The sequence below is a fragment of the Thermanaeromonas toyohensis ToBE genome (assembly GCF_900176005.1).
GTDB classification, from domain to species: Bacteria; Bacillota; DSM-521; order Neomoorellales; family Neomoorellaceae; genus Thermanaeromonas; species Thermanaeromonas toyohensis.
This window is the reverse complement of the sequence record NZ_LT838272.1, coordinates 1878947-1894574: the sequence shown is the minus strand read 5'-3', so window position 1 is coordinate 1894574 and position 15628 is coordinate 1878947. Positions and strand designations below refer to the sequence as shown.

Here is a 15628-nt window from a genome sequence, read left to right as displayed (position 1 = left end):
AGATATTAAAAAGAGGTGATCGCCATGGCCGAGACCTTTGAACTAGATGAAAAACTTTATTTAAGGGAAAAACTGGCTATAGTAGGTGAACTAGCTGCGGGGATGGCCCATGAGATCCGGAATCCCTTAACTTCTATCCGAGGATTTCTCCAGCTTCTTCAACATAGGTACAATCCAGAAGGTCCGGAGCGGGAATACTTCCAGATAATGCTAGAAGAGCTTGACCGGATCAACAATATAATCAAAGAGTTTTTATCTTTAGCTAAACCATCTCAACCGCAGCTTAAGATAACCGATATAAATGAGTTGATATGTGAAGCTCTTCTTTTAGCCGAACAAGAAGCTTTAATGAACGAAGTTATGTTAGAATTTATTAAAGGAGAGAATTTGCCCCTCGTTTTCCTAGATCCAGCTCAGATCAAGCAGGTGATCCTTAACATAATATCCAACGCTATTCAAGCAACCGGCCCAGGTGGCCGAGTCCAAGTGATAAGTCATGTAGATCCAGAGGAAAGGATGTTAGTAGTGAGCATCAAGGATAATGGCCCTGGTATCCCACCAGAGCAGTTACCTAAAATTTTTGATCCCTTTTATACCACAAAGGAACATGGTACCGGTCTGGGCCTTACTTTGAGCCAACGCATAATAGAAGGACATGGAGGGAAGATCAAGGTTTCGAGCCGAGTAGGAGAAGGAAGTTGCTTCGGTATTTATTTACCATTGCCCTGACAGTTAGTGGATAATGTGGATAAATTTGTAGATAACTCGGAGGGAGACCATGAAGCTAACTCGAAACGCGAGGTTAATTTTAGAAAAAAGATACCTCCGGAAAGAAAACGGCGTCCCTGTAGAAACGCCGGAAGAAATGTTCATGAGGGTAGCTAGGGCAGTAGCTTTTGCAGAAAAAAAGCTTAATCCTAATCTATCAGAGGACAAGCTAGAAGAATATATAGAGCGTTTCTATACCCTCATGACCAGTCTAGATTTCTTACCTAACAGCCCTACTTTAATGAATGCGGGCCGCGAGTTGGGGCAACTTTCGGCCTGTTTTGTTCTACCTGTAGAAGACAGTATGGAAGCTATCTTTACTGCTCTCAAAGATGCTGCCCTTATCCACAAGAGCGGCGGTGGCACCGGTTTTTCTTTTTCTCGCTTGCGCCCCAAAAATAGCCCTGTACGTTCTACCGGCGGTATAGCCTCAGGTCCTGTTTCCTTTATGAAGGTATTTAACGCCGCCACCGAAGCCATAAAACAGGGTGGTACCCGTCGAGGCGCCAATATGGGGATCTTGAGGGTAGATCATCCTGATATATTGGAATTTATACGTTGCAAGGAGGACAACAACGAGCTCACCAACTTTAACATTTCAGTAGCCTTGACCAAGGAATTTATGGAAGCTTTGGCTCGGGATGATTACTACGAACTCAAGTTTGGGGGTAAAGTATATCAGAAACTTAAGGCCCGGGAAGTTTTCGATGAAATTGTAAGCCATGCCTGGGCCAACGGTGAGCCGGGTATAATTTTCCTGGACCGTTTAAATGAAGGCAATCCTACCCCTGAGCTTGGAGAGATCGAAGCCACTAACCCTTGCGGTGAGCAACCTCTCCTACCTTACGAAGCCTGTAACTTAGGCTCCATTAACCTCTCCCACATGGTGGAGGATGGGAGAATTTTATGGGACAAGCTGGCCGATACCGTTTACTGGTCGGTCCGCTTTTTAGACAACGTAATCGAGGTGAACCAGTTCCCCATCGAAAAAATCACCGAGATGGTGCGGGGCAACCGCAAGATAGGCTTAGGAGTCATGGGTTGGGCGGACATGCTCTTTAAACTTAAGGTCCCCTACGACTCCGAAGAAGCGGTGGATCTAGGGTATAAATTGATGTCTTTCATTCAAAAGGAAGCGGTCAAGGCTTCGGAAAGCTTAGCTGAAGAGCGAGGGAGCTTCCCTAACATTGAAAAAAGTATCTACCGGGGCAAAAAACGGCGAAATGCCACCTGTACAACTATAGCCCCTACAGGTACTATAAGTATGATTGCCGGAACCACTTCGGGCATTGAACCTGTGTTCGCTTTAGCCTACACTAAGAACGTACTAGATGGTACAAGCTTAACCGAGGTGAACCCGGTCTTTGAAGAATATGTCCGCTCAAATTTCTCCCCTAAAGAGGCGGAGCAAATCATCGCCCGGGTGGCTATCACAGGTAATGTTCGGGATATAGCCGAAATCCCTCCGGAAGTAAAGCGGGTTTTCGTAACCGCCCTGGAGATTGCACCGGAATGGCATATCCGAATGCAAGCAGCTTTCCAGCGGGCCACAGATAACGCCGTATCTAAAACCGTCAATTTCCCGCCTACTGCTACTAAAGAAGACGTGCGTCGAGTTTTTGAACTAGCTTATGAGCTGGGATGCAAAGGGGTTACAGTATACCGTTCGGGTAGCCGGGAAAGCCAGGTATATGTCACGGGTACCCAATCCCAGGAAAACCACCCGAAGCAGCCTTCTAAAACTTATCCACGACCCCGTCCCAAGCGTACTATAGGGGTGACGGAACAGGTTAAAACCGGCTGCGGTAAGATGTATATTACTGTAAACTACGACCAGGAGGGGCTCATCGAAACCTTTATCACTACCGGTTCTTCGGGCGGGTGTAGCGGCTTTACCGAGGGAGTAAGCCGGCTCATCTCCTTAGCCCTCCGGGCTAACATAGCTCCCGAGGCTATTATCGACCAGCTTACTTCTGTAAGCTGTCCCAATTACATGCGCCGACGGGCTACTGATAAAGACATAATTGGCAAATCCTGCCCTGACATCATCGGCCGGGTCCTGGCCCAAGAACTTAAAAATTGGCAAGAATATGGACCCCATCTCGCAAGCAGTATCGCAGCAGCTCTAGAAGAGGTTAGCGCTACTAAAGAGAATTGTGATAAGGAGAATAGGGGACAAAATAGGGAAGAAGAACTAATTAAGAAGGGTATTTGTCCGGAATGTGGCTCGCCCCTACGGTACCAAGAGGGGTGCGTTACCTGTACCTGCGGTTTTAGTAAGTGTGGATAGTGGAGGCTCTGTAAATTTGCATATAGCTATTTTCTCCGATAGTTATCGGCCCTATCGTAGCGGGGTTGTCCGTTCCATCGATACTTTCGCCCAAGAACTTAGAGAAGCTGGCCATAAGATCTATATTTTTGCCCCAAGTTACGGGGAAAAAGAGACGGAGGAATATATCTTTCGTTTTCCCTCCTTCCGGGCTCCCAATTTTAAGGAATTCGCTATAGCCCTTCCCTGGGCACCTGGGTTAAAAAATACTCTAAGGCGTCTAGGAGTGGAACTAGTGCACGTTCATTCTCCTTTTCTTCTGGGCCAGCTAGGGGCGCGGGCCGCTTTAAGATTAGGATTACCACTAGTATGTACTTATCACACCCTTTATGACCAATATATCCATTACTTTCCTTTAGCCCCGGCCTCTGCGCGCTCTTTAGTACGCCGCTACACCATATGGTTTTGTAATCGCTGCCATCTAGTTATTGCTCCCTCCAGGGAGATCGCCTCTTTTTTGCAGAGTTCCGGCGTCCGTACCCGGGTAGAGGTCCTTCCCACAGGCGTTGATTTATCTGCTTTTGAGAAGGCAGACCCTACGTGGTTACGTAGATATACGAGGCTGGGGGAAGAAGCTATAATCCTTCTTCATGTAGGACGTTTGGGTAAGGAAAAAAACTTGGAATTCCTTTTGCGAAGTTTCGCCCTCGTATGGCAATCCATTCCCCAGGCCCATTTGGTCTTAGTAGGAAGCGGGCCTTGGGAAAAGGTATTACGTTTGGAAGTGGCGAGACTTGGTATAGAAAAAGCAGTTCATTTTCTAGGAGCTTTTCCCTTTGAAGAAATGCCCAATATCTACCGGGGCGCCGATCTTTTTGTATTTTCTTCTATGACCGAAACCCAAGGCTTAGCAATCGCAGAAGCCAAAGCGGCCGGGCTGCCCGTAGTTGCTATATCCGCCTATGGTGTAAAAGATATGGTACAGGACGGCGTAGATGGGTTCTTAGTTCCCCCAAGGGAAGAAGTCTTTGCTAAGGCCGTTAAGGATATAATCTGTAATGAGCCCTTGCGCCAAAGCATGGGCGTCCGAGCCCGGGAAAATGTCTGCCAGTTTTCTTCTGCAGTGATGGCCCAACGATTGTTGGGCTTTTATAAAGAGTTAATAAGCAGAAGTAAAACTGACTAAGTATGAGGTTTTCGTCACCTTGAGCGCACTTCGAGAGGAGTGAATGTAGATTGAGCGTACGTGTACGGTTTGCTCCCAGCCCTACCGGGAGCCTCCATATTGGGGGTGCCCGTACAGCCCTCTTTAACTGGCTCTTTGCCCGCAAACATGGCGGAAGTTTCATCCTGCGCATTGATGATACCGACCTGGAACGGTCGTCAGAAGAATCCTACCGGGAAATCTTAAGCTCATTACAGTGGCTGGGATTGGAATGGGATGAAGGGCCCTACCTCCAATCAGAACGTCTAGAGCTATACCGCGAGGCAGCGGAAACCTTGCTAGCAGAAGGTAAGGCCTACTTGTGCTATTGTACCCCAGAAGAGCTAGCCGCCCGCCGTCAACAAGCCCAAGCAGAAGGTCGGGCACCAGCATATGATGGTCGTTGCCGTGACCTTACCCCTGAGGAACGTTGTCGTTTAGAAGATGAGGGTAGACGACCCGCTATACGGCTTAAGGTACCTACCGTAGGGACCACGGTAGTACGAGATGTGGTCAGGGGAGAGGTAGTATTTGATAATTCGACTCTGGATGATTTTATCATTATTAAATCTAACGGTATACCCACCTATAATTTCGCTACGGTGGTAGATGATCACGACCTGAGTATTACCCATGTTATTAGAGCCGAAGAACACCTTTCCAATACTCCTAAGCAGATCCTGGTGGCCCAGGCCTTGGGATACGATTTGCCGGTATACGCCCATGTGCCTATGATTTTAGCTCCCGACCGTACAAAGCTTAGTAAACGACATGGTGCTACTTCCGTAGAAGAATACCGAACAGCTGGATACCTCCCGGAAGCCCTAATTAACTATCTCTCTCTTTTAGGATGGTCACCGGAAGGGGACCAGGAAATCCTCCCCTTAGAAGAGATTATACGGCAGTTCTCATTAGAGAAGGTGTCTAAAAACGCTGCCATTTATGATACAAAAAAACTCACCTGGATAAACGGTCATTACTTACGTACCCTAGACCTAGATAAAATAACCCGTTTGGCCATTCCTTTCTTGCAAGCTAAAGGGTTTATACCCGATCCTTTACCCGAGGGCAACTATCCTTATGTTCGCGCGGTGGTAGCTGCCGTCCGCGACCGGGTGAAAACTTTAGCCGAAGTAGCTGATGCGGCCTCTTACTTCTTTGCCAACATTACGGAGTACGAAGAAAAAGGGGTGCGTAAGTTCTTCGCTGCTCCTGGTACGGCAGATCTTCTGGAACGGGCCAAGGAACGGCTTAAGGCTCTTGAGCCCTTTACCAAGGAAACCACAGAAAAGGCGTACCGCGATCTAGCAGAGGAATTAGGCATCCCCGCGGGCCAACTTATCCATCCTACTCGTCTGGCTGTATCGGGCCGTACCATGGGACCAGGGCTCTTCGATATTCTAGAGCTTCTGGGGAAAGATAAGGTGATCGCTCGCCTTGAACAGGCCATCGCCTGGATAAGATATAATTTACAATCAGCTTAACAACCCCACCGATTATCCGGGTATATTCATTAACCTGACCAACAACCCAGCCCGTAGTAGTCTTCTGCTACGGGCTGGTCGTCCCTGGTTACCCAAGCTTTAAGTCATAGCTGTACTTTCGCGAAAGAGACCTTAGCCTTTCTCTCAGTATTTGCAAGTACCTGTGGGGGTCAGAAAGATACTGTTCCAAATATTTTAACGCCCAGGGGAGCCTTTTTTGATAGGCGGCTCTGAGACGTTCTATCGATACCGGGTACGGGTTCAAAGGATCTAGAAAAACCTCCTTAATTCCAGTATCTTTAAGCGTAGCTATAAGATCTTCCAGAGCCCCTGGGGCATCGCTCACCCCGGGAAGTATGGGTGCTATAAAAGCCCATACGTTTATACCTTGAGCAACAAGGCGTCCCGCGGCCCTAAGGCGCGCCGATGGTAGAGCGGCGCCAGGCTCCAGCACACACGCAGCGGTATCGTCAGAAGTGGTTACCGTAAAGCCGACAGAACAATTTTTTAGCTTCCTAAGCAAATCCACGTCCCGTACCACAAGGTCGGACTTAGTGAGGAGGTCAATTTCTATATCCGGTTGTCTCTCCGCAAAAACTTCCAAGGAGGCCCTGGTAAGGCCGAACTCCGCTTCCGCAGGCTGGTAGGCATCGGTAACGGTACCTAAGATAATCTTACCCAGGGGCCTCCGCCTCCGCCGTAGCTCGCTCCTCAGGACTTCCGGGAAGTTCACTTTAGCGGCTACAAATTCACCCCATTTCTCCGCATGAGCAGAGAAATGAAGCACCGTGTCCGCATAGCAATAACGGCAACTATGGGAACAACCAAAATAGGGGTTAAGGCAATAACAGTAACCTGGGATACCGGTCCTGTTTAGGGCCGTTCGACAATAAGTTGTGCGTAGTGCCACCTTGGACATCTTTCAGTTACCCCGATCCTTTGTCTCTTTAAGTGATTTTACTTGCCATTCTTATTGTTATACCAAGTCCAAAATTTAAGGGCTCAGTATATAATAAAATTAGCCTCCCTTACTCCAGTGCCCCCTGAATTCTTGGGCACCCTTCGGAGGCTAGAAGCTTTGATTCTAAGATTGGCTGCGGGACCTGGATTCGAACCAGGACAACATGATCCAGAGTTGTAAGCTAGCCTTTCCACCACGTCTCACTACCTCCCGGAACGGTTCATTTTATTAGGTTTCCGGCCTTTCGACTTTCCAATTAGTACCCGTTAATTTCGGGTTTTTCCAGCCGGGTTGCAGCACGGTTGCAGCAGCCTCTTTTAACCCCCTATCCCTCGGGCTGGACAGTCTCAAATATACCCTATGGCGAACCTTCCTTGCGGAAGAGCCTGAGCAGGGCGTTAAGAATGGGTTCGAATACTGCTTCTTCCAGAGTACCAAGGTAAGCCCGTACCCGCCGGACATCGACTGCCCGCACCTGGTCAATTAAGACTATGGAAGCCTTGGGGATCCCCCCAACACCAGCGGGCAAGGGGAAATACAGGGTTGGGTTTTCCCTGGCCCAAATACCGCTCTGCGTTGTGAGAGGTACCACAATAACCACGGGGTAGCGGACAGGCCCCCAGGGAATACCTACCACAATAGCAGGTCTGAGCCCTTCTTGCTCATGTCCTCTCGGTTCATGGGAGGGAAGGGCAACTAATAACACATCCCCTGGTACTACCGCCTCGCCCGTCACTGCTTGCCCCCCTCAACTATCAAGCCAACCCCTGGCTTATACTGCACGGGTTTTCCTTTGGGCGGCCCCTCTGGTCCCCAATCATACGGAGGCAGTTCCCCTAGATCGGCCTCCAGCCAGGCCCTATCTTCGGCCTGGGCTCTGCTCAGTATAAACTCCAGGAATCTCTTTACGACACGGGTTTCCTGTTCGGGCAGGGCCTCTACTAAGCGGTGTAGCTCATCTTTGGGTACGCTCAAGGTTAAGTACCTCCTTCTGGTTATCGGCAACCCTGCCGTATGCTTATAGTATTATTCTACGAAGATTGTCTTTAATCCTCTTCAGGCGGTCATATTCCTGCCGAGCGACCTCCACTCCCTTTTCCCGGCATATTTGTTTCAGCCTCTCTGCCTTCTCCGGGCCTATGTTGCCTCGTTTTTTGGCCTGATTCACCGTGTTGAAAAAGCGACCTTGGGGGTGATATACCTTTTGCGCTGCCGTTCCTTCTCCCGCCTCCGCTCCTTACTTTTCTGTCGGCATTGAGGGCAAATCCTCTCCTGCTTCTCACCCGGCCAGAAGAGTGCCTCACACCACCTGGATATGCTTGCCTCTCGGGGTTACCATGTTATCACCCTGAAACAGCTGCTCGATTTTCTGGAAGGAAGCCCCATACCCGACAACGCCGTACTCATTACCTTTGATGATGGGTATGAGAGTGTCCACCAGTATGCCTTCCCGGAATTAGCCAAAAGACATATGCCGGCCGTAGCCTTCGCCATTGTTAAATACGTGGGCCAGAAATTGGGCAACCTCCAGCACTATAGCTGGGACGGGGCTAAGGAGATGGCCTCCGCTGGCATTACTACCCAATCCCACACTTACAATCTCCATAGCTTCGGTCTCTTGGCCAACGGTAAAAACGGTCCCCTCCTCGAGAGCCCTCTGAAGGGTCAAAGTATAACCAATTATAGAAATATGGTCTACCAAGACCTGAAGCGTTCCCGAGAAGAAATAGAAAACCATTTACAGCAGCCGGTGTATGCCCTGGCCCTTCCCTTTGGTTCCGGCGGACAGACAGCCATCCAAGCTGCTGCCGACGCTGGTTTTAAACTTATCTTTACTACCCATTATGGGGTCGTTACCCGCAAGAGCAACCCCCATGCCCTGCCCAGGGTTAACGCAGGTTCCCCAGCAATTACGCCAGCTGAGTTAGACGCCCTCATTCGAGCTGCAGCCGGGACAAGCGCTTCCCTGAAGGAGCAGCCAACATCGCCCCAACCCCATACCTCCGTAGCGACGGACACCAGAAAGGCAAAACGCCTCTAGTACCGTTCCAATTTCCTGCTATTCCTATCGGCCCTTGACAGAATCACTACCTTGTGCGTCAGCGCTAGCCACCCTTTCTTTATCTGTAGCTGTGTCTATTTCACTAGCAAGATTTGAGGCAGCCTTTTTAAATTCACTGATGGCTCTACCCAAAGAACGCGCTATCTCTGGCAGTTTACCGGGACCGTAAAATATTAAAACCAAAGTGAGGATAAGCATCAATTCAGGAAACCCTATATCAAACATTTTTAACTCCCACCTTTCCTTTTCGGGTTTTAGTTTAAAAAAAGCTTGAGTTTCCCTCCTAAAAAGTATAACTCCTACAAAAAGCAAAGGGAACATAACATAAAAGATGAAATTAAGGGAAAGAGCAGGATCAGATTAGGTTGACCATACTCCATTTAAAGTGTTAACTAAAAGGTGGAAAAGGGAAAAATTAGGGTAGGGATGATAAATTTAATAATGGGGATCGAGCGTTTAAAAAAACTAATAATTGCTCTTATAGCAGCTAGTATCGTAAGTGTAGGCGCGGGATTCTTCCTGGCCGCAAAAACTTTCTTCCAGCCCCCCAATCCACCCAATGAGGAAATAGGAGCTAAAGCGGGGAATTCAGGAGAGAACAAGTCTCTTTATTTTAATATCTTGCTTTTGGGAAGTGATGCCCGCCCAGGTGAAACAGGGGGAAATACGGATACTATAATCGTAGCTCATATGGAAGGGAACAGATTAGCTCTCTTATCGATCCCGCGCGATACTTTAGTTACTATCCCTGGACATGGAAAGGACAAGATTAACGCCGCTTTGAGCTTCGGTGGCCCTGAATTAACAGCTAGAATAGTGTCTGAGCTTATAGGCGTGCCGGTATCTAAATATGTACTGGTGCGGTGGACAGGCTTTATCAATATTATCGACCTGTTGGGTGGAGTAACTATAAACATACCCCGCGATATGTATTATTATGACCCCACCGATGGGCCGGAGTACAAAATTGGACTTTCCAAAGGGGTCCACCACCTAAATGGCCACCAAGCCCTAGCCTTTGTCCGCTTCCGGGAGGAAGCACTGGGCGATATTGACCGTACTAGGCAACAGCAAGAACTTCTTAAGGCGCTGGTCCAGCAAGCCATGCAACCGGCAACTTTACTTAAATTACCCTGGCTCTTGCCTGAAATCTATAAAAACGTAGAGACCAATATAAGCCTTCAGGAATTATTGGCTATAGCCAAGACAATGATAGATCTTAAAAACATAACTGTAGTTAGCCAAACCTTACCGGGCTATTTTTTGACTATAAACGGTATAAGTTATTGGGGAGTCAAGCCCGAACTAGCCCGCCAAGTAGCCCACGCTTTATTCGAGTACGGGGAAACAACGAAGGAAATTGTGCTGGCTGCTCCGGCACCTGCTAACCAGCCTCTAACCCCAGCTTATAAAGGTACCTTAAAAACCAAGGTAGCCCAGAAAGCACCTGCCGTTACTCCAGTTAGTACCGGAGAAGCCAATAAACCTCTTAAAGAAAATCTATCCCAGCTAGAAGCGCCTATTAACAAAAAGGCAGTTTCCAAGCCGCAAGTTTCTCCTCCCCAAAACAGCAGTAGTAGCACAACTAGTAAACCTAATAATGGCAATAGCCCGAAACAGGTTGAAGAAGATAAAGGTAAGGCGACCCCGATTTTAGAGAAACATAATTAATCATCTCTAGAGGTACTTTGGGAAGCTAAGATCGTCTTGAAGATTACCACGGTAAGGGGGCCCAGGGCTAGGCCCACTACTCCTAGTAGTTTTAATCCAGTATAAAGGGCGATCAAAGTAGTAAGAGGGTATAGGCCCAGGTTAACAGCTACAAGCTTGGGCTGCAATATCTGGCGCAGGGTAATTACAGAACCATATAGCACTAGCAGGGCTATTCCTAAACTATAATGTCCTGTGATCAATTCTATAGCAATCCAAGGTATAAACACGGCCCCGGGCCCTATTATAGGCAAGAAATCTGATAAGCCAATAAGGAAAGCAAAGACAAGGGCATAGTTAACTCTAAGCAGCAACAGCCCAATGATGCATTGGGCTGTCTGGAGGCTTATTAAAAATATTTCTGCCCTAAGAAATCCTATAACAGCACGGCTAAAGGTCTCTAGTATTTTTAGTGCGCGTTCCCGATAGCGGCGTGGGATAATTAGATAGAAGTTCTCCAATACCAGATTTTTATCCCGGCTGAAAAAGAAGGCAGATACTAAAGTTATGAGCAGCATAATAAACATTTCGGGTAAGGAACTTAAGAAAACGGAAAGAGCCTTTAAAGCTCTTACTAAAACTTCCCTAGCAGTTAATGCTGTGTTGTTAAGAGCAGATTGGAAAGTCTCATAGAAGCCAGGGGGCGAGCTATCTTTAAAAGGGTATAGCTGCTGCAAGCGATTTAAAAACTCCTGAAAGATAAAGGCAAAGTTTTGTGCCTGTAAGGGCAAGTTCGATACTAGCGACTGGATTTCAGCAACCAAACTGGATATAAGAATAAAGATTCCCCAGGTTACCAAAAAAAGAAGGAGCAAAAGGGTTGCTAGGGTAGCCAAGGTGCGAGGAAAATGGAAGCGCAGCTGCAAAAAATTAACTATAGGGTCAATTATAGCTGCTAACAAGGCACCCCCAACAAAAGGCAATAAGACAGAAACTAAGCTTTTTACTATTGTGGCTACAGCAGGAAAAAGGTAGTAAAAGGTTAAGATAAATACTACTGCTGTTATTAAAATTACTAAAAGCATGTATAAGAGGCGAGTATAATGATTTGATGGCCCTGACACTTTTCACCATGGCCTCCTTAAGGCAAAAGGTTGGGGTTCGTCTCAGGTTGACTTGCGTTTTTCCCACCAGGCTTTGGCGTAGCTCAATAGACTACCTCCCGCGTTAGCTGTAACCACGGCCAGGGCGATTTTGGGTAGCAGCAGGTGGTGGGGATATACAAGGTAGCGCGGCTCCCAGCGGGGAGCAAATTTCTCTTTAAAGCGGCGTAGTCCCTTGAAGGCGTAAAGTTTATTAAAGTGCTGGTAGAAAAAGTGGGCGGTTCTTTCCTGCAGGCTGGCCCCAGGGGCCTCGCCTACGCCGGCCAAAGGACAGAGACCCAAGTTGAAGGTGTCGTACCCCTGTTTTTTAAAGTGCTCGATTAAGCGCACAAACATCAAATCCATCAGGCCATTTTCTCCATCCTTGCGGCGCATGAGGTCAATGGTTCCCTCCCTTTTTTGATACTCCGGGATGATGTTGGCAAAAGCCAGAATGTGACCCTCGGCATCCCTAACCACCATGACCTGGCACCCCCTTAGGTAAGACGGGTCAAACCAACCCAGAGAGAACCTTTTTTCCCCACCCTTTTGCCTCCTTAGCCACTGGTCGGAGACCTCTTTTAGCTGCCTTAAAATCTCGTCACTCAAAGGAGGAAGAATAAGTTCTGTAGTATAACCCTTGCGCACCATGCGGTTCACCGCCTGACGAAGGCTTTTTTGCCTGTTACCGCTCAAAGTAAAGTGGTGCAGGTCTACCACTGCTTCTTCCCCAATTTTGAGGACTTTATAGCCACAAGCTTCGTAAGCAGGTAGGTAATCCGGAAGGACCTGGTAAAAGGCCGGGTACCAATCGTTCCTGCCGCAGTAAGCGGTGAATTCAGCAATAATCTGGGGTATCTCTTCCTCCGGCCCGATGGGGTCACCCAGCACCAGGGCCACGTTGCCCACCAGGGCATAAGCTACAAAGCTGTTTCCGGAACGGCTGAAGTAGTATACCTTATCAGGTAATAGAGTTAAGTGAGCCAGGGAAGAGCGGCCGTATTTTTGCACAATCTCGGCCGCCCTTTCCCTTTCCGCCGGCAGCACGGTATGGCGGTAGATTACCGGGCGCAGGACCATGGTCAATCCATAGATTATGCCCAGTGCCTGAATGGCGGCCAGGGAATCCAGAAACCAGCGGGCCAGCCGGTTGGGCCTTTCCAGGGCCGGTGTGCTTGACCAGGTCAAAAAAGCCACGGTCTGGCGGGAGGCTTCGGTAAGGTCAAAGCGCTGATGAAAGTGCCTATCCAGCAGGTAAAAGCCGAAGAGCCCGTAAAGGTAAGTGAAAAGTACGGTGCCGGCCAGGACGGCCAGGCCGTAGCGCACCGAAGGCGGGTCACTGGCCGCGGTAAACTCGGACTTGAGAGCAAGCAGGATCGCCAGGATAGCAGAGTTAACCCCTGCCTGGACGTAGTTTAGCCCGCGCAGGAGACTGGTTATAGCGGATATCAGGAGCATGAACACGGCAATGCGCCAGGCCTGGGTCTTGCGGCGTACCAGGCTCCAGGAAAGGAAAAGCTCTGCACTGCCCGCAAAAACGTTACCTAGCCAGCTCACCCGCAGGACCGTCCAGGGGAGGTGTTGCTTGAGCCAGAAAAGGCGAGCCGGGTGATGTACAAGCCAGGCGGAAAGAATGTTACCCAGCCCTAACAAGCCCACCAGGAAAGCAGCCAGGTGGGGTCTGGAAACCTTAGGAAAGCTGTCGCTCATTCCCTTACCACCACCTTTTTCAAGAACATAAAGCCCAGAAGGACGGGTAGCCAAAAGCTAAGCGCCCGGTAACTAAAGGTGACCAGGACGGCTTGCTCGGGCGGGACCCCTAGCGAGATGTAAACCGTGGTCATGGCTCCCTCCACAACACCCACCCCCTGCGGGGTGATGGAGACGATCATGAACAGGACTCCGATGGCGTAGCCGGCAATGAGACGACCCAGGCCCGGAGCCTGGCCAAAGGCAAGGAATAGGGCTTGTACCTGTAATAGCGAGATACCATCCATCAAGAGAGCATGAAACACCGCTTGAAATAGAGCCGGCCGGCTATAACCGGCAGCTTTCAAGGCCTTGGATAACTGCCCAACGAACTCCTCCGCCTTACTTTCCCAAGGCGGGAGATGCTGGTCAACTTTGGGAAAGAGGCGGCTGACCAGACGACTCAACCGTCGGATCAGGTTTAAAACAGTTGCTGGTCGGGCACCAGTAAAAAAGAGTACCGCAAATAACCCGCCCACTAGGGCTAAAAGGAAAGCAGTAGCCATGATTTCGTATTGTTGTAAACTGCCCCGCCAGAAAAGATAAAGTAAAGCCGCCACCAACAGGGCCAGGAAGGCCGAATAGTCAAAGAGGTAGAAGATGAAATTGGCCATCAGTATCCGGGAAACCTCCCAGCCTTGACGTAGGCCGTCGTAAATCATCAGGCTTGCTCCGGAAATGGTACCTCCCGGAACGACCGCAGAAACAAAGGCAGCGGATGTCACTAAAAGGAAAAGTTCTTTAAAGTTAAGTGGTAATTGAACCATTCGATAAGCACTTTTATACAGATCGGTTTGGTTTACTAATAGTGCTATTTGCAAGAGAGCGGCAACAGCAATCCAAGCCCAATTGGCGCGCTGGAACACCCGCCAGATCTCTTGCGCCTGGCCTAAGCGAATAGCTATAAGAACAGCGGCAAGAAAGAGGATGACTATGTATAATAGTCTAAACCGAGAAATGACAAAGATAGGCTCTTTACCCTGCATCATAGATGGAATACCTCTTACGGTTCAATGATGTAAACCATGATATAAACCATAATCATTTTGCTCTAGCTTTTTGATTTATCCACTCCTTATGTTATACCATAGTAGAAAGGGGCTCGCTACCTTTGATTTCCATACCAAACCAATGAACCTGTACAATTTCTTTCCTCTCCTTTTCCATCGCCTTGATCAGTTGCCTAATGTTGTGCACTGCCAGGGCAAGCAAAGCCTGGATGTGGCCGCTATAGAGACTACCGTGTACACCCAGGGCTACCCGCTCGAATTAGACCGGCTGATAAGTGCACTTATAGGGTCAGCCCCGGGCTTATCCGAATAAATAGCTCAGACAAAAGCAGGAGGTACTATAATCCCGAGAAATTGTTTCCCACTATCTATGATGGTGTGTTAGGGATATTATGGGGGAACTAATGAATGGGACTAGCTCTGCGCTGGCAAGATGTAGACCTGAAAGAGGGCATGATCCATGTGAGACGGACCCTGGTGCGGGTGACAAATGACAGTGGCTCTGGTAAAACAACTTTGAGATACCATGAGCCGAAGTCCAAGCAAAGTAGGCGAATCGTTCCCATTCCTGAGGCCCTGCTACCAGCGTTAAAAGCCCATAAAGCTCGGCAGAATGAAGAAAAACTACTCCTAGGCCAGGCTTACGAAGATAGTGGCCTAGTATTCTGTGCTGAGGATGGCCGCCCTCTTGACCCTTCTAGTTTCAGTAAGCGCTTCACTGAGCTAGCGGCAAACCTCGGTTTGAACGGAGTTACTCTCCATTCTCTGCGTCATACCTATGCAACAAGGTTACTGGAGGCTAATGAGCATCCGAAAGCCGTAGCAAAGCTGAATACCCTATTCGTTAAAAAGAAAATCCCCTCCGCTCCGGGAGGGAAGTAACACATCCACCACCATGACCGGCAGGGTCTTCCCTGGCGGTCATTTTATTATCACCAGAACCCCGGAGGCGGTTGCAGCAACACAACCTTTTAAGCTACCCCCTGAGCCCCGGAGAGCTTGTCATTGTTGGCTGCGGGACCTGGATTCGAACCAGGACAACATGATCCAGAGTCATGTGTGCTACCGTTACACCATCCCGCAGCAAAACTGCATTATTTATAATAGCACGTGTATTTGCGAGCGTCAAGCAGGTTAAGTTTAATTTCGCTACCGTCAAAGGAAACCAGGCAATCCCGGGTAACTTTACGTAGAGGGCAGTAACATAAAGTTTTTTGCGGTAATAGTAAAAAGCTCAGAGATAAACGTGAATCTCCCAAAATACGGTGGCACATCCACTACGGGCACGCAATATTATATACCAGACAACAAGTAAAAATCTTGTCAGGA

16 protein-coding genes and 1 tRNA gene are annotated in these 15628 nt (G+C 48.7%); 8 read left to right on the top strand and 9 right to left on the bottom strand.

The genetic code is table 11. The features are described from left to right. Positions 1 to 24: 24 nt before the first annotated feature. From B9A14_RS09710 to gltX, 4 genes are read left to right on the top strand one after another with little or no spacing between them, the layout of a single operon-like run. Entirely contained in the window at positions 25 to 729 is a 705-nt protein-coding gene (locus tag B9A14_RS09710; protein WP_084665504.1) for a two-component system sensor histidine kinase NtrB, read from the top strand. 49 nt (positions 730 to 778) lie between these two features. Further along, positions 779 to 3058, top strand: a complete 2280-nt coding sequence (locus B9A14_RS09705) for a vitamin B12-dependent ribonucleotide reductase (RefSeq protein ID WP_084665503.1) — start codon at positions 779 to 781, stop codon at positions 3056 to 3058. 16 nt (positions 3059 to 3074) lie between these two features. Further along, complete coding sequence (locus B9A14_RS09700; RefSeq protein ID WP_157109906.1) at positions 3075 to 4223, top strand: glycosyltransferase family 4 protein; 1149 nt, start codon at positions 3075 to 3077, stop codon at positions 4221 to 4223. A gap of 50 nt (positions 4224 to 4273) precedes the next feature. Then, a complete protein-coding gene (gene gltX / locus B9A14_RS09695; RefSeq protein WP_084665501.1) occupies positions 4274 to 5725 on the top strand; it encodes a glutamate--tRNA ligase in 1452 nt (483 codons plus the stop codon). Positions 5726 to 5813: 88 nt separating this feature from the next. Here gltX and B9A14_RS09690 read toward each other — a convergent pair whose 3' ends face one another. The 4 genes from B9A14_RS09690 to B9A14_RS17190 form a co-directional block, all read right to left on the bottom strand. Beyond that, the gene (locus tag B9A14_RS09690) at positions 5814 to 6644 is read right to left on the bottom strand and encodes an SPL family radical SAM protein (RefSeq protein WP_084665500.1); all 831 of its coding nucleotides are present in this window, start codon (positions 6642 to 6644) and stop codon (positions 5814 to 5816) included. A 400-nt stretch (positions 6645 to 7044) separates the two neighbouring features. Further along, on the bottom strand, positions 7045 to 7422 hold the full coding sequence (locus tag B9A14_RS09685; RefSeq protein WP_084665499.1) for a type II toxin-antitoxin system PemK/MazF family toxin: 378 nt from the start codon (positions 7420 to 7422) through the stop codon (positions 7045 to 7047). Next, positions 7419 to 7661, bottom strand: coding sequence for a hypothetical protein (locus B9A14_RS09680; RefSeq protein ID WP_084665498.1), 243 nt, complete (start codon positions 7659 to 7661; stop codon positions 7419 to 7421). The genes B9A14_RS09685 and B9A14_RS09680 overlap by 4 nt, the downstream gene beginning before the upstream one ends. Before the next feature lie 43 nt (positions 7662 to 7704). After that, positions 7705 to 7854 carry a hypothetical protein gene (locus tag B9A14_RS17190; protein ID WP_157109905.1) on the bottom strand — a complete coding sequence of 50 codons (150 nt, stop codon included), beginning with the start codon at positions 7852 to 7854 and terminating at the stop codon, positions 7705 to 7707. A 147-nt stretch (positions 7855 to 8001) separates the two neighbouring features. On the opposite strand from B9A14_RS17190, the gene B9A14_RS09675 reads away from it, so the two are divergent. Next, a complete protein-coding gene (locus B9A14_RS09675; protein ID WP_084665497.1) occupies positions 8002 to 8727 on the top strand; it encodes a polysaccharide deacetylase family protein in 726 nt (241 codons plus the stop codon). Positions 8728 to 8751: 24 nt separating this feature from the next. Here B9A14_RS09675 and B9A14_RS09670 read toward each other — a convergent pair whose 3' ends face one another. Then, entirely contained in the window at positions 8752 to 8973 is a 222-nt protein-coding gene (locus tag B9A14_RS09670) for a Sec-independent protein translocase subunit TatA/TatB (protein ID WP_084667105.1), read from the bottom strand. A gap of 201 nt (positions 8974 to 9174) precedes the next feature. Here B9A14_RS09670 and B9A14_RS09665 point away from each other — a divergent pair, with 201 nt between their 5' ends. Then, positions 9175 to 10419, top strand: coding sequence for an LCP family protein (locus tag B9A14_RS09665; RefSeq protein ID WP_084665496.1), 1245 nt, complete (start codon positions 9175 to 9177; stop codon positions 10417 to 10419). Here B9A14_RS09665 and ytvI read toward each other — a convergent pair. From ytvI to B9A14_RS09650, 3 genes are read right to left on the bottom strand one after another with little or no spacing between them, the layout of a single operon-like run. After that, on the bottom strand, positions 10416 to 11522 hold the full coding sequence (gene ytvI / locus B9A14_RS09660; protein WP_084665495.1) for a sporulation integral membrane protein YtvI: 1107 nt from the start codon (positions 11520 to 11522) through the stop codon (positions 10416 to 10418). The two genes, B9A14_RS09665 and ytvI, sit on opposite strands and share 4 nt — an antisense overlap. Positions 11523 to 11564: 42 nt before the next feature. Next, the gene (locus B9A14_RS09655) at positions 11565 to 13250 is read right to left on the bottom strand and encodes a phosphatidylglycerol lysyltransferase domain-containing protein (protein WP_084665494.1); all 1686 of its coding nucleotides are present in this window, start codon (positions 13248 to 13250) and stop codon (positions 11565 to 11567) included. Next, positions 13247 to 14278 carry a lysylphosphatidylglycerol synthase transmembrane domain-containing protein gene (locus tag B9A14_RS09650; RefSeq protein ID WP_084665493.1) on the bottom strand — a complete coding sequence of 344 codons (1032 nt, stop codon included), beginning with the start codon at positions 14276 to 14278 and terminating at the stop codon, positions 13247 to 13249. Before B9A14_RS09650 ends, B9A14_RS09655 begins: the two co-directional genes overlap by 4 nt. Positions 14279 to 14468: 190 nt before the next feature. On the opposite strand from B9A14_RS09650, the gene B9A14_RS09645 reads away from it, so the two are divergent. Both B9A14_RS09645 and B9A14_RS09640 read left to right on the top strand, forming a co-directional pair. Further along, complete coding sequence (locus B9A14_RS09645) at positions 14469 to 14612, top strand: hypothetical protein (protein ID WP_172839128.1); 144 nt, start codon at positions 14469 to 14471, stop codon at positions 14610 to 14612. 95 nt (positions 14613 to 14707) lie between these two features. Beyond that, complete coding sequence (locus B9A14_RS09640; RefSeq protein WP_084665491.1) at positions 14708 to 15181, top strand: site-specific integrase; 474 nt, start codon at positions 14708 to 14710, stop codon at positions 15179 to 15181. 127 nt (positions 15182 to 15308) lie between these two features. On the opposite strand, the gene B9A14_RS09635 is transcribed toward B9A14_RS09640, so the two are convergent. Further along, positions 15309 to 15382 (bottom strand) — tRNA-Gln (locus B9A14_RS09635). Positions 15383 to 15628 lie beyond the last annotated feature (246 nt).

What these genes read in the sequence shown, in the direction of transcription:
- B9A14_RS09710 (WP_084665504.1), top strand. Translation starts at nt 25, where the DNA reads ATGGCCGAGACCTTTGAACTAGATGAAAAACTTTATTTAAGGGAAAAA.
- B9A14_RS09705 (WP_084665503.1), top strand. Translation starts at nt 779, where the DNA reads ATGAAGCTAACTCGAAACGCGAGGTTAATTTTAGAAAAAAGATACCTC.
- B9A14_RS09690 (WP_084665500.1), bottom strand. Translation starts at nt 6,644, where the DNA reads ATGTCCAAGGTGGCACTACGCACAACTTATTGTCGAACGGCCCTAAAC.
- B9A14_RS09675 (WP_084665497.1), top strand. Translation starts at nt 8,002, where the DNA reads ATGCTTGCCTCTCGGGGTTACCATGTTATCACCCTGAAACAGCTGCTC.
- B9A14_RS09670 (WP_084667105.1), bottom strand. Translation starts at nt 8,973, where the DNA reads ATGTTTGATATAGGGTTTCCTGAATTGATGCTTATCCTCACTTTGGTT.
- B9A14_RS09665 (WP_084665496.1), top strand. Translation starts at nt 9,175, where the DNA reads ATGATAAATTTAATAATGGGGATCGAGCGTTTAAAAAAACTAATAATT.
- B9A14_RS09655 (WP_084665494.1), bottom strand. Translation starts at nt 13,250, where the DNA reads ATGAGCGACAGCTTTCCTAAGGTTTCCAGACCCCACCTGGCTGCTTTC.
- B9A14_RS09650 (WP_084665493.1), bottom strand. Translation starts at nt 14,278, where the DNA reads ATGATGCAGGGTAAAGAGCCTATCTTTGTCATTTCTCGGTTTAGACTA.
- B9A14_RS09640 (WP_084665491.1), top strand. Translation starts at nt 14,708, where the DNA reads ATGGGACTAGCTCTGCGCTGGCAAGATGTAGACCTGAAAGAGGGCATG.